Annotated in this window: 11 protein-coding genes; 6 read left to right on the forward strand and 5 right to left on the reverse strand. The window is 73.9% G+C overall.

Annotated elements, in window-relative coordinates; all coding sequences use genetic code 11:
• Positions 1-193 precede the first annotated feature (193 nt).
• A complete protein-coding gene (locus ACFVXH_RS37900) occupies positions 194-466 on the reverse strand; it encodes a hypothetical protein (RefSeq protein ID WP_143204765.1) in 273 nt (90 codons plus the stop codon).
• A 431-nt stretch (positions 467-897) separates the two neighbouring features.
• Here ACFVXH_RS37900 and ACFVXH_RS37905 point away from each other — a divergent pair, with 431 nt between their 5' ends.
• Positions 898-2,013 carry a polysaccharide deacetylase family protein gene (locus ACFVXH_RS37905; protein ID WP_387830700.1) on the forward strand — a complete coding sequence of 372 codons (1,116 nt, stop codon included), beginning with the start codon at positions 898-900 and terminating at the stop codon, positions 2,011-2,013.
• 1,008 nt (positions 2,014-3,021) lie between these two features.
• On the opposite strand, the gene ACFVXH_RS37910 is transcribed toward ACFVXH_RS37905, so the two are convergent.
• A complete protein-coding gene (locus ACFVXH_RS37910) occupies positions 3,022-3,792 on the reverse strand; it encodes a glutamate racemase (RefSeq protein WP_375876694.1) in 771 nt (256 codons plus the stop codon).
• A 57-nt stretch (positions 3,793-3,849) separates the two neighbouring features.
• Between ACFVXH_RS37910 and ACFVXH_RS37915 the strand changes: the two genes are divergently transcribed.
• Together ACFVXH_RS37915 and ACFVXH_RS37920 are read left to right on the forward strand one after the other, a co-directional pair.
• Positions 3,850-4,998, forward strand: coding sequence for a glycosyltransferase (locus ACFVXH_RS37915; RefSeq protein WP_049658710.1), 1,149 nt, complete (start codon positions 3,850-3,852; stop codon positions 4,996-4,998).
• 43 nt (positions 4,999-5,041) lie between these two features.
• Entirely contained in the window at positions 5,042-5,788 is a 747-nt protein-coding gene (locus ACFVXH_RS37920) for an SAM-dependent methyltransferase (RefSeq protein WP_387830703.1), read from the forward strand.
• 72 nt (positions 5,789-5,860) lie between these two features.
• On the opposite strand, the gene ACFVXH_RS37925 is transcribed toward ACFVXH_RS37920, so the two are convergent.
• The 3 genes from ACFVXH_RS37925 to ACFVXH_RS37935 all read right to left on the reverse strand — a co-directional run bounded on the left by ACFVXH_RS37925 (position 5,861) and on the right by ACFVXH_RS37935 (position 8,964).
• Positions 5,861-6,736 carry an alpha/beta fold hydrolase gene (locus tag ACFVXH_RS37925; RefSeq protein WP_387830705.1) on the reverse strand — a complete coding sequence of 292 codons (876 nt, stop codon included), beginning with the start codon at positions 6,734-6,736 and terminating at the stop codon, positions 5,861-5,863.
• A 117-nt stretch (positions 6,737-6,853) separates the two neighbouring features.
• Positions 6,854-7,528, reverse strand: coding sequence for a thiol:disulfide interchange protein DsbA/DsbL (locus tag ACFVXH_RS37930; protein WP_380739848.1), 675 nt, complete (start codon positions 7,526-7,528; stop codon positions 6,854-6,856).
• A gap of 173 nt (positions 7,529-7,701) precedes the next feature.
• Positions 7,702-8,964 carry a glycosyltransferase family 4 protein gene (locus ACFVXH_RS37935; protein WP_387830707.1) on the reverse strand — a complete coding sequence of 421 codons (1,263 nt, stop codon included), beginning with the start codon at positions 8,962-8,964 and terminating at the stop codon, positions 7,702-7,704.
• Between the two features lie 479 nt (positions 8,965-9,443).
• Here ACFVXH_RS37935 and mscL point away from each other — a divergent pair, with 479 nt between their 5' ends.
• The 3 genes from mscL (at position 9,444) to ACFVXH_RS37950 (ending at position 12,172) form a co-directional block, all read left to right on the forward strand.
• On the forward strand, positions 9,444-9,890 hold the full coding sequence (gene mscL / locus ACFVXH_RS37940) for a large conductance mechanosensitive channel protein MscL (protein ID WP_049650971.1): 447 nt from the start codon (positions 9,444-9,446) through the stop codon (positions 9,888-9,890).
• Positions 9,891-10,316: 426 nt separating this feature from the next.
• Positions 10,317-11,096, forward strand: coding sequence for a DUF6643 family protein (locus ACFVXH_RS37945; protein ID WP_074006368.1), 780 nt, complete (start codon positions 10,317-10,319; stop codon positions 11,094-11,096).
• A 200-nt stretch (positions 11,097-11,296) separates the two neighbouring features.
• On the forward strand, positions 11,297-12,172 hold the full coding sequence (locus ACFVXH_RS37950) for an MOSC domain-containing protein (RefSeq protein WP_074006369.1): 876 nt from the start codon (positions 11,297-11,299) through the stop codon (positions 12,170-12,172).
• Positions 12,173-12,482 lie beyond the last annotated feature (310 nt).

Here is a 12,482-nt window from a genome sequence, read left to right on the forward strand (position 1 = left end):
GGGATGAAGCTGTCGTCCGGGAATGGTGAAAGAAGAGGGCCTGAGATTGTCCGACTGGACGATATTCAGTCGGTCTGACCAATTTCGCTCGATCGGCCGTTTCGGAATTCCGAGAGCGATCGACGTTACGGGTGGGGGCAACGCCCGGACGGAACCCGCCGACCGTACGGCCGGTACGCCGGCCGGGGCTCCGTCAGAGCGCGGCGCGGCGCCGGTCGCGGAACACGCCGAAGGCGATCCGGCCGAGCAGCAGGACGCCCGCGGCCAGACAGCCGGCCACCGCCATCGCCCAGGCCGGCCCGTCACTGTCCGGCACGAACACGGCCACGACGATGCCGAGCGCCAGGCAGGCCAGGCCCACCACCGTCAGCGGGACCTGGTGGGTGACCAGGGCTCCGCCGCTGCACGCGCGAGCCATCCGGGAGGCCCCGTGGAGGTGGAAGGGGTCACGGTCCGCATCTGCCATGAGCCCAAGGTACCCCGGGGCGGCGCGGGTGGCAGCCCGCAGGGAGTGAAGGTCCGGACACGCTGCGCAACCGGTGGATCCGGGCTGGTCAGCGGCACGCCGGGCCCGCCCCGAAGTGTGTCCGAGGCGTCCGGGCGTGCATTCCGGCTCCACAATCAGTCCACGAAAAATCCTCGTCCCCCCGGTACAACCATCCGTCCGGTGCAGCGGTCTCAATGGCATTGAGTGATCCAGGAGCCGTTCGAGGGACGGGTGTGAACCCCCCACCGAGAACAGGAATATCCAGGAGCGGAGCCGCCGCCCCTGGAGTCGGAGGCCGGGCTCCGTCCTCCGGCGGTACCGCCACGCCGCTCGGCGAACGAGGGGGAACCGTGCCGCAGTCCCAGTCCAGTACATCGATCTCCATGGCCCGCGCCCGGCCGGCACCCCGCATGCGCGCGCTGCCCCTGACCGTCGGGTGGTCGGCGGACCGGCACGGCACCGGCCGGCCCACCGACCGTCCGCACGGCGATCACCTTCGCGGCGATCAGCTCGGCGGCGATCTCCTGCACGGCGACCGTCGGCACGAGGAGCACCGCCACGGCACGCACCTGGACGGCGGGGGCCGTCACCGGGCGGCCGTCGACACGGAACAGCAGGACGCTCGGGGCGAATGGCTGCGGTTCGCCCCCGTCCAGCCGCTGTTCCGGGCCCTGGCCGCCCAACGGCTCGCGGTGCTCGCGTACCACGGGGTGACCGACCACCGCTCGTTCGGCGCCCAGCTCGACCGGCTCCAGCGGCTCGCCACGCCGGTCTCGCTCGAAGCGGTCCTCCAGGCCGTGACCGAACGGCGGCCACTGCCGCCCCGGAGCGTCCTGGTCACCTTCGACGACGCCGACCGGAGCGTCCTCACCCACGCCCTACCGGCCCTCGACGCCCGGGGCATTCCGGCCACCGCGTTCGTCATCTCGGAGCTCATCGGCACCGAACGGCCGTTCTGGTGGCACGAGGCCGACTTCCTCGCCCGGCACGGGGGCCGGGCCCGCTCGCTCGACTGCGGCCACCCGTCCCAGCTGCTCCGGCGGCTCAAGGCCATGCCGGACCCGGACCGGCGGCGCAGTCTGCACGAACTGCGGGTCAGCGCCGATCGCCGACCGCCCCGCCAGGAGCAGCTGACCCCGGCCGACCTGCTCGCCCTGCGGGACGGCGGCGTCGCGATCGGCAACCACACCCAGGGGCACCCGTGCCTCGGGCGCTGCGACGACGACACCGTGCGCGCCGAGATCACCGGCGCCCACGAGGCCCTCACCCGCTGGCTGGGCGAACCGCCGATCGCCTTCGCCTACCCGGACGGCGGCCACGACGTCCGCGCCGAAACCGTCCTGCAGGAGCTCGGCTACCGACTCGGCTTCCTCTCCGACCACCGCCTGGGCCCCCGGCTCCCCTCCCATCCCCTCCAGATCAGCCGCCTCCAGGTCGACTCCACCACCAGCACCCGCCGCTTCGACACCATCCTCTCCGGCCTCGAACCCGCCTACCGCCGCTGGCGCCGCCAGGCCGTCGCCTAGCAACGGGCGCCATCACGCCGCACAGGAAGTCGGCCGGGTCGACTTCCTGTGCGGCGCGCACCCCGGCAGCCCATCCCCAAAGCAACCAATCACTCGAGCCAATCCCGCACCAAAAGTCGGCCCAGCCGACTTCTCGCGCGCCCAGCCAAGTCATTTCGGGCGCCCGGAATGCCACCCCCGCCCCCGCAAAAAGTCGACTCCACGCACTCGACTTCCGACACAAACCCACCCCAGAAGTCGGCCCGCCCGACTTCCGGCGTGCCCCAAGAGGCCACAGCAAGCGCACGCTCAACGGGCTTGGCGAGCGCGGCCGCCACACAGGAAGTCGGCCTGGCCGACTTCTCGCGCGCGCAGGCGGGACCTGGGCTCGCAATCAGCAGCCTCGGGGCCGCGAGCCGTCTAGCTGCAGCATCTCAGCGCGGCACCGACGCTCGACCGGACGAACCTCCCGTATGCCGCCGGGAAGCCCGGAACGCTCGCTGCACGAAAAGTCGGGCCGGCCGACTTTCTGCGCGATTCGAAGCGGCGACTCCGCGAAAAGTCGGCCGGGCCGACTTCCTGTGCACCAGCAAGCCCAGGGCTAGCGACCAACAGACTCCAGGAGCCGGGCTGCCCAGCCGTTGCATCCAGGCATGGCGCGGGAAGTCGACTGGGCCGACTTCCCATGCAAGCAAGCCCGGCACGAGCCCGCATCCGGGGACTCTATGCGCGTAGAGGTCAGGGCGATTGGCCGCTTGAGCCGAGGGTGGTGCCACTCGAAGCGGTCGTTGCGCGAGAAGTCGGCCAGATCGACTTCCCGTGCGCCGACTGTCGGCGGGCCGGATCCCATGCCCAGCGGCTCTATGCGCGTAGAGGCCATGGCGGCCGGACGCTCACCCTGGGGAGGCGGGGCGGTTCGGGGCAGTCGTTGCGCGAGAAGTCGGCCAGGTCGACTTCTCGTGCGACCGACCAGAAGGGCTTCAGGGAGCCGGCTGCGTGGGAAGTCGGCCGGGCCGACTTCTCGCGCGGTCAGCCGATGAGGGTGGCGAGGGCGTTGCCCTGGGGGTAGAGGGCGGCGGCCGGGGGGAGGTGGGCAGGGGTGCCGGCGTGGAGGACGGTGAGGGTGCCGGTGCCGGTGCGGGTGGGGTCGGCGACGCGGCGGATGGCCTGGGCGGCGACGGCGTCGGCCGACCCGTGCAGGGTGAGCCCCGGGGCGGCGGTCGGGGCGACGGCGGCGCGGATGCGGTCGTCGACGAGTTCGTAGTGGGTGCAGCCGAGCACGATGGCGTCGGTGCCGGCCGGCGTCCGGGCGGCGGCGTCGGCGATGGCGGCCGTGACGGCTTCGTCGTCGCCGTGCTCGACCGCGTCCGCGAGGCCCGGGCAGGCGACCTCGGTGATGTCCGCCGAACCGCCGAAGTCGCGGATCAGCCCGCGCTGGTACGCGCTGCCGGTGGTGGCCGGGGTGGCCCAGATGGCGACCCGGCCGCCCCGCACGGCGGCGGGCTTGATCGCCGGGACGGTGCCGACCACCGGCAGCCCGGGCTCCAGCTCGGCCCGCAGGGTGGCGAGCGCATGGACGGAGGCGGTGTTGCAGGCGATCACCAGCGCGTCGGGTTCGAGCGCGGCGGCGGCCCGGCAGCAGCCGAGGGCCAGCTCGGTGACCTCTTCCGGCGTACGGGGCCCCCACGGCATCGAGGCCGGGTTGGAAGAGAGCACCAGATCCACGTCCGGGCGCTGCTTCCGAAGGGCGGCGGCGGCGGCCAGCAGGCCGATTCCGGAGTCCATCAGTGCGATCTTCACGGCTCAAGACTTTAGTCGATCCGCCCGTCGGGCCCGGTTCTGCGGCAGACTGCCGGGGTGACCGTCCTGCTGTGGATCGCCGCGTTCTCCCTGCTGGTCTGGCTCTGGCTGGCGTGCTGCCACGGCTCGTTCTGGCGCACCGACGTTCGGTTGCCGCCGCGTCGCCCGCCGGTCCGCTGGCCGCAGGTGGCGGTCGTGGTGCCGGCCCGGGACGAGGCCTCGGTGGTCCCGGTGAGCCTGCCGACGCTGCTGGCGCAGAAGTACCCGGGGCGGGCCCGGGTGATCCTGGTGGACGACCACAGTTCGGACGACACCGGCGCGCTGGCGGCGGAGCTGCGGACGATCGACGGGCTGGAGCTCACCGTCACCACCCCTCCCCCGCTGCCGCCGGGCTGGACCGGCAAGCTGTGGGCGCTGCGGCACGGCGTGGAGCTGGCCGGTCCGGACGCCGAGTACCTGCTGCTGACGGACGCCGACATCGCGCACGGCCCGGATTCGCTGGCCGAGCTGGTGGCTGCCGCCGAGAGCAACGGCCTGGACCTGGTGTCCCAGATGGCCCGGCTGCGGGTGGAGACCGGCTGGGAGCGGCTGATCGTGCCGGCCTTCGTGTACTTCTTCGCCCAGCTGTACCCGTTCCGCCGGAGCAACCGTCCGGGTGCCCGGACCGCGGCCGCGGCCGGCGGCTGTTCGCTGGTGCGGCGGGAGGCGCTGGAGCGGGCGGGCGGGGTGGCGGCGATCCGCGGCGCGGTGATCGACGACGTGTCGCTGGCCCGGGCGGTGAAGTCGACCGGCGGCCGGACCTGGCTGGGTCTGGCCGACGACGTGGACAGCGTGCGTCCGTACCCGCGGCTGGAGCAGCTGTGGCGGATGGTGTCGCGCAGCGCGTACGCACAGCTCAGGCATTCGCCGGCGCTGCTGCTCGGGACGGTGCTGGGGCTGGCGCTGGTGTACCTGGTGCCGCCGGTGGCGACGGTGGCCGGGCTGGTGGCGGGCGCGCCGGCGGTGGCCGCGGCGGGTGGGGCGGCGTGGGCGCTGATGGCGGGCACGTACCTGCCGATGGTCCGGTACTACGGGCAGCCGGCCGCGGCCGTGCTGCTGCTGCCGTTCACCGCGGGGCTGTACCTGCTGATGACGGTGGACTCGGCCGTACAGCACTGGCGCGGCCGGGGCTCGGCGTGGAAGGGGCGGACGTACTCCCGGGCCTGAGAAACCCGCTGCGCGCCGCACCGCCCCGATCCATACTGCTCGGATGGACCGTCAGCAGATCTCCCGCCTCGCCCATGCCCACCACCCGATCGCGGCCCCGCTGGCGGACGGCTCGGTGGCCCGGTTGCTGGACCGTGCCATGGCCGGGACGGAGCAGGGCCGGGCCCTGGACCTGGGCTGCGGCGAGGGCGCCTGGCTGCTCCGGGCGCTGGGCGCCGGCCCGGGCTGGCGGGCAGTGGGCGTGGACCTGGACGCGGCGGCGCTGACCCGGGCCCGGGAGTCCGCGGCCGCGCTGGGCGTGGCCCGCCGGATCGGCCTGCACCACCTGGACGCACGGGAGTTCACCGCGGAGGAGCCCTTCGACCTGGTGCTGTGCGTCGGCGCCACCCACGCGTTCGGCGGCCTGCTGCCGACGCTCGCCGCGGCCCGCGAACTCCTGGCCCCGGGCGGCCGGTTGCTGGTCGGCGAGGGGTTCTGGCAGCGCGAGCCGTCCCGGGCGGCGCTGGACGGACTGGGCGCGGCACGGGAGGACTTCGCGGATCTCGCGACGACCACCGAGCGGGTCCTCGCGGAGGGCTGGACGCCGGTGTTCGGGCTTGTCAGCACCGAACAGGATTGGGACGAGTACGAGTTCGCCTGGACGGGCTCGCTGGCCGAGTGGGTGCTGGACCACCCGGAGCACCCGGACGCGGCGGCCGCCCGGGAGGCGGCGGACCGGCACCGCACCGGGTGGCTGCACGGCTACCGGGGGACGCTCGGCTTCGTCACCTACCTGCTGCGCCGCGACTGAAGCACGCCGAAGGGCTCTGAACACGCCCGAACCGCCTGAGCCTCCTGCCCCCGAACACCCCGCACCGGTCGGCTACTTCCCGATCCGCGCGAGGAAGTCGTCGATCAGCGGGGCGATTTCGGGCAGCTTATCCTCCAGCGCGAAGTGCCCGGTGTCGAACAGGTGCAGCTCGGCCCCGGGCAGGTCGCGCAGATAGGCGCGCGCACCGGCCTCGGTGAAGAACGGGTCGCCCACTCCCCAGAGCACCAGCGTGGGCGGCTGATCGGCGCGCAGCCAGGCCTGCCAGGCGGGGTAGAGCTCGACGTTGGAGAAGTAGTCGAGGGCGAGTTCGACCTGGATGTCCTTGCGGCCGGGCAGGTCGAGGAGGTGCTGGTCGAGCGTCCAGCCGTCGGGGGCGACCAGGCTCGGGTCGCCGGTGCCGCCCTCGTACTGGCCGCGGGTGACGTCCGGGGTGAGGATCGAGCGGGCGGCCCGCTCCGCGCCCGGCACGCCGCGCCTGTTCGCGATGAACTCCCTTGCCTGGTCGGAGAGTCCCTCCTCGTAGGCGTTGCCGTTCTGGACCACCAGGCCGGTGATCCACTCCGGGTGCCGGGTGGCCAGGCGCAGGCCGACGGGGGCGCCGAAGTCGAAGACGTACAGCGCGAAGCGGTCCAGGCCGAGGGCGAGGCAGAAGCCCTCGATCACGTCGGCGAGGGCGTCGAAGCGGTACGTGAAGGCGTCGGGCGCGGGGCTGTCGCTGTGGCCGAAGCCCGGGTAGTCGGGGGCTATCAGGCGGTAGCGGGTGCCGAGCGCGTCGAGCAGCCGGGCGTACTGGTGGGAGGAGGACGGGAAGCCGTGCAGCAGCAGGAGCACGGGGGCGTCGAGCGGGCCGGTTTCGCGGTAGAAGACGCGCAGGCCGTCGACGTCGACGTGGCGGTGGTGGACGTGAGGGATCATCAGCTCGCTCATGCTAACCATTAAACAGCATGTGAATGGTTAGGCAAGGTGCTGTTCGGACAAGACGCCTGCCGGGAAGGGCACATGAGCGAGCTGATCCGCTGTCACCGCGAGGGCCGGAGCACCGGCTCAGTGACCCCGCGCCTGCTCCTGCTGCACCAGGTGGTCGAGCACCTCGGGCATCGCCTCGACCCCGCCGGCCTGGGTCGGCGAGGTGCGGTACTCACCCTGGACGACGACCGTCGGCAGCTCGTTGACGCCGTAGCGGGTGAAGTCGGCGGCGGCCTCCTCGACCGACCGCGTCACCTCGGCGGAGCGGTACGTCTCACCGAACGCCTTGGCGTCGACGCCCTGCCGCGCGGCCCAGTCGGTGGCGGCGGCCTCGGTGGTGAGGTCGACCCGCTCGGTGTGCACGGCGCGGAAGACGCTGACCTGGAGGCGGTCGACCTGGCCGAGGCGCTCCAGCGTGTAGAAGATCCGGGCGTGGCTCCGTTGCGCGGCCTCGTCCGGACTGCCGGGCCAGACGGCCGGGATGCGGCGCAGCGCGACATCGGCGCGGTGCTTCTCCGCCCAGGCCCGCAGGGGCTGTTCGAGCGCCTGGGAGTGGCTGCAGTCGTACCAGAAGAACTCGACCGCCTCGGTCCGGACGCTCTCACGGACCGGCTGCGGATGGTCGAGCTTGACGAACTGGGTGCCCCCGAACGGGATTTGGTGGGTGATCGCGCCGGCCTGGACGGGGGACGCGGCAATCCCGACGGCGACGGCGAGCAGGACGGTGGACCGCAGCAGCGACTTCGATTTCACACCGGGCAGTGTGCTGGCGGCGGTTCGCTACCGGCCGGTTGCTGCGCACGGGCCGCGCCGGATTCGCCCGGACGGCGTAGCCGGGCCGGGCGCGCGGACGGGCCGGCCACCCGACGGGGTCGGCCCGGCCACCCCGGTCGGCATGGCACCCCTGGCCCACCTGGCCACCCCGGTCAGCGGGCGGCCTCCGGACCCGCCGTCCATACCTCGGCGACCAGTTGCTGCCAGGCGTCCACGACGGCGCCCAGCTCGAAGTGCTCCAGCGCGTGCGCCCGGGCCGCCGCGCCGAGGCCCGCCCGGTTGACCGCGAGCACCTTGCCCAGCGCCTCGGCGAGGGCGAGCGGGTCCCCGGGGGCGACCAGCGCGCCGGTGGCACCGTCCCGGACCACCTCGCGCACCCAGCCGACGTCGGTGGCCACGGCGGGCACCCCGGCCAGCGCCGCCTCGATCAGCGCGCCGGGCACGCCCTCGCTGTCGCTGGTCAGCAGCAGCGCGTCGGCGGCGCGGTAGAGCGGGGCCGGGTCGGGCAGCGGGCCGAGGAAGTGGGCGCGGGCGGCGGCCGGGTGGCGGGCCAGCGACTCGCGCAGCGGTCCGTCTCCGGCGACGGCGAGCCGGACGTCGGGCAGCCGGTCGAGCACGTCGAGGGCCAGGTCGAGCCGCTTCTCCGGGGCTATCGCCCCGATCCAGGCGACCAGCAGCACGTCGGCCGGAAGGCCCAGCGCGTGCCGCGCGGCACGCCGGTCGTCCCGGCCGTCGGCGGGCGGGTAGCTCTCGGCGGCACGGGAGTTGGGGATCACGTGCACCTTCCCGTCGGGCAGCCGGAACTGCTCCTCCAGGACGACGCGCGCCTCGTCGGTGAGCGTGGTGACGGCGGCCGCGCGGTGCATCAGCGCGCCGCCGCGCACCCGGCGCAACCGGTTGGCGGTCCAGTAGCGCGGGTGGCCGACCGAGACGTAGACGAAGGGCGTACGGGTCCCGGCCAGGGCGAGGGCGCAGGCGGCCAGGGTGTCCGAGCCGTGGGCGAGCACCACGTCGGCGGCGCGGGAGGCGGAGCGCAGCGCCCTCAGGGTGCTCGGGTGCAGCCGGCCGGGGCCCAGCACGGCGGCGGAGCGCAGCCCGGCGGCGGCGGAGCAGTCGACGGCGGCCCGGCCGGCGGCCTCGGGGTCCGGGCTCGCGGCCCCGGAGCCCGGACCTGCGGAATCGGGGCTCCGGCCCGCGGAACCGGGGCCGGTGGAGTCCCGGCCCGCCCCGGCGGGGCCGGAGGGGACGGCCGGGTGCGGGGCGAGGGCGCACAGCGCGGAGGACTGCCCCCGACGGCCCAGTTCCCGGTGGAGGTCACGGGCGAAGTTCTGCGCGCCGCCCCGGCGTGAGTCGCTGATCAGGTGCAGGACACGCGGACGGTTTCCGGCCGGATCGGCCGACAAATGGTCGGGCATGGACCGACCTTGGCACAGTGCTCCGCCCGGTACATCCCCTTCGCGCAACCTGATGGTGGCCCATCCGCCCGCGCTTGTACACCGGATGTGCGCCACGGGGCCGCCGTCGTGCGCCGTACGCGACCGCTGTGCGCCCCGTCTCGCCCCCTGCCGCGCTCCGGTCCACCCTGTCGCGCCGGGTCGGCGCCGCCCCGGACCGGCGCGTGCCGGTGTCACATGCGGCGCCACACGCGGTGCCACAGGGGCGAGTTGGAGCGGCCGACCAACCGGCTGGCTCGGCTGTTCGACCGGGGAAAGGCCGGTACGCGGAGCGTCCCCGCCCCGCAGGGCCCACGGACGCGGGGCGCCGCGGCGGTTACCCGATTCGGGTGAACGCGGTTGGACCTCGGCCCGGCCCGCTCGGCAGGATGTCCGGCCTGGGGCGGCACCCGCCGTGCCGCCCCATCTCCCCCTCCCCCGTACGGATTTGGAGTCACCCGGTGTTCAAGGGATTCCGCAGCTTCCTGCTGCGCGGAAACGTGGTGGACCTCGCGGTCGGCATCGTGATCGGCGCTGCCTTCACCGCCGTCGTCACCGGGTTCGTCAGCGCCTTCCTCACCCCGCTGGTCGGCGTCGCGTCCGGCGCCGTCGGCGACTTCACCCAGAAGACCTTCGACGTGGCCGGCACCCGGTTCCCGTACGGCCTCTTCGTCAACGCGGTCATCGGCTTCGTCCTGACCGCCGCCGTCATCTACTTCGCCGTGGTGCTGCCGGTCGGCAAGCTCCAGTCCCGCTTCGAATCGGCCAAGCCCGCGCCGGCCGCGAAGGTGGACTGCCCGGAGTGCCTGAGCAGCATCCCGGCCGCCGCGACCCGGTGCTCCTTCTGCACCTCCGAGATCGGCAAGCCGGCCCTGCCCGCACAGGCCCAGGCCCTGCAGTCGCACTGAGCGCCGACACCCGGACCAGCGACGGGCCGCCGCCTGATCAGCGGCCGGCCATCGGGCCGACGGCCCAGGTCGCGGGCCTGAATCGGGCCCCGGAGAGCTGACGGGAACTTTATTCCCGAAACATTCACGAGCCCCCGTCGCCTGCTCGGCGGGGGCTCGAATGCGCCCGCGCACGCCCTGTCCGGGAAAAGTTTCTCCGCAGGGCCCCCGACCGTCCACCGGCCGGTCACCACAAGGCCTTCCGGGGCCTCCGTCCGGCCGCCGTTCGACCACTGACGGGGTGCCAAGGTTGTCCGGAACCGGTCGCCGGAATGTCCGTCTTTCCTACTTTCGAAACCTTTGTGCGAGCGAAGACTGTGTAAACACTCGAACTGCTCCCCCTCCCGCTCTCCTCAGCAGGCGCGTTGTGGGCTTACCGTATGCCCCATGACCTCGCCCCGCTCCTACGACGGAGTCGGCTACCCCTCTCCGTCCTACTCCTCCGGCACGCCGATCTACGACAGCCTCGTGGCTGAGCGCGGCGTCCCCCAGATCGCGCCCATCAACGTGCCGGCCGCCCTGCCGCCGGCACTGTCGTCCGGTTACGGATCCGGCCTCGGCCCGTCCTACGAGAACCGGTACGCCAACGGGTACGAAAGCGCCGGCAGCAACCTCCCCGCGCTGCCGCCCGCCCGCCTCGCCCTGGGCCCCGGCCCGAGCAGCGGCCCCTCCGCCGGCCCCGCCACGGCGTACATCCCCGCGCAGCCCGCGCCGGCGTACGCCGCCCCCCAGCCTCCGGTCCCCGGCTACGGCGCCCCCCAGCCGTACCAGCGACCGCAGCCCGGCACCCCCGCCTTCAGCCAGACCGCCGGAGGCGGCTACCAGCCGACCGGCGGCCAGAGCTTCGGCGGCCAGAACACCTTCATCGGCGCCCAGGGCGGCCAGCAGACCTTCGGCGCGCAGCCGGCCGGCGGACCGGGCGGTTTCGGCCAGGGCCAGCCCGCCGCTCCGCAGGGCTTCGGCGGCCAGCAGTCGTTCGGCGGTCCGGCCGCCGGCGGCCCCGGCTTCCAGGGCCAGGGCGGCGACCAGTCCTTCGGCGGTGCCCAGCTGCGCCCGGCCATGGCGCCGGTCGCGCCGGTCCGCCCGACGCAGCCGCAGCGCCCGGGCCCGTACGGCGAGTCCGGCCAGTTCCAGGGCGGCTACCAGCAGCAGGGCCAGGGCTACTGAGCCGCTGACACCCCGAGGCCGTCCCCCCACGCGGCCCGCACCCGCACCACCTGAGCAGCACCCGGCGCCCCCCGTACGCCGGGCGAACGGAGAAACGGGTCATCCACGGACCGCCCGGAACGCCCCCCACGGCGTCCGGGCGGTCCGTGCGCATTAGGGGGCATTCCCGGCGAACCCCCGCAGGCTGGCAGGATGGAGGAATGCACCTCACCGGACTCCACGTCTACCCCGTCAAGTCGATGTACCGCCTGAGCCCGGACACCGCCGTGGTTCACCCCTGGGGTCTGGCCGGAGACCGTCGCTGGATGCTCGCCGACGCGAACGGACGCTTCGTCAGCCAGCGTGAGGACGCGGCCCTCGCACGGGTGCGGACCGGACTGCTGCCCGACGGCGTCCTCACCCTGACCACCCCCGACGGCTCCCGGATCGAGGTCCCCGCCCCCGCCGTCGCGGCCGGCGACCCGCTCGCCGACGTCGAGGTCTGGGGAACGCGCTTCCGTGCCGCGGAGGCCGACAAGGAGACGCACCGGTGGATCGCCGAACACCTCGGCGACTACCGCCTGGTGCACCTGGACGACCCGCGCGCCCGGCCGGTCGACCCCGAGTACAGCGCGCCCGGCGACAGCGTCTCGATGGCCGACGGCTATCCGCTGCTGCTCACCACCACCGCCTCGCTGGACCGCCTCAACGAGCTGATCGCCGCCGAGAATCCGGACGGCCACGAGACCCTGCCGATGGAGCGCTTCCGTCCGAGCGTGGTGATCGGCGGCACCGAGCCGTGGGCCGAGGACACCTGGCGCCGGATCCGGATCGGCTCGGTCACCTTCAAGGTGGTCAAGCCGTGCGGCCGCTGCATGATCACCACCACCGACCAGGAGACCGGCGAGCGGCGCGGCAAGGAGCCGCTGCGCACCCTGGCCCGGCACCACCGGCTGCTGCGCAAGGCCGCGTTCGGGCAGAACCTGATCCCCGAGCGGCCGGCCGGCGTCGAGGGGGACGAGCTCGGCACGCTGCGGCTGGGCGACGAGCTCGAGGTGCTCGAGGACGGGGCGCACTGGCCCGCCGACGGGCGCTGAGCGCTCGGGCCGGTTCTCCGGGAGAGTGGGCCGCTCCCGCCGACCCTCCGCGCCGGCTGCCGACGGTCGAGTACTGACCACCGACCGTCGGATGCCGACCGCCGACCGCCCGTGCCGGAGGGCGGGGCGCATCGGCCCGTGGACCGGCGCCGGGCACGCGCCGCACTCCGAAACCGGCGCGCCCGGACGGAACCACCGCTGTGCGCGCTCGTTGAAACAAGTGGTCGGAACCTGTGGCGGCGCTGAGCGCTACCGGTGTCCGCGCGACCGCGGGCGGCCGGACCACCCACGTGGGCGCGCTACGGTGGGC

Origin of the sequence: Kitasatospora sp. NPDC058184 (assembly GCF_042883725.1) — a bacterium.
Taxonomy (GTDB): domain Bacteria; phylum Actinomycetota; class Actinomycetes; order Streptomycetales; family Streptomycetaceae; genus Kitasatospora.

Coding starts and splice junctions, on each gene's coding strand:
- ACFVXH_RS37900 (WP_143204765.1), bottom strand. CDS start 466: ATGGCAGATGCGGACCGTGACCCCTTCCACCTCCACGGGGCCTCCCGG.
- ACFVXH_RS37905 (WP_387830700.1), top strand. CDS start 898: ATGCGCGCGCTGCCCCTGACCGTCGGGTGGTCGGCGGACCGGCACGGC.
- ACFVXH_RS37920 (WP_387830703.1), top strand. CDS start 5,042: ATGGACCGTCAGCAGATCTCCCGCCTCGCCCATGCCCACCACCCGATC.
- ACFVXH_RS37925 (WP_387830705.1), bottom strand. CDS start 6,736: ATGAGCGAGCTGATGATCCCTCACGTCCACCACCGCCACGTCGACGTC.
- ACFVXH_RS37935 (WP_387830707.1), bottom strand. CDS start 8,964: ATGCCCGACCATTTGTCGGCCGATCCGGCCGGAAACCGTCCGCGTGTC.
- ACFVXH_RS37945 (WP_074006368.1), top strand. CDS start 10,317: ATGACCTCGCCCCGCTCCTACGACGGAGTCGGCTACCCCTCTCCGTCC.
- ACFVXH_RS37950 (WP_074006369.1), top strand. CDS start 11,297: ATGCACCTCACCGGACTCCACGTCTACCCCGTCAAGTCGATGTACCGC.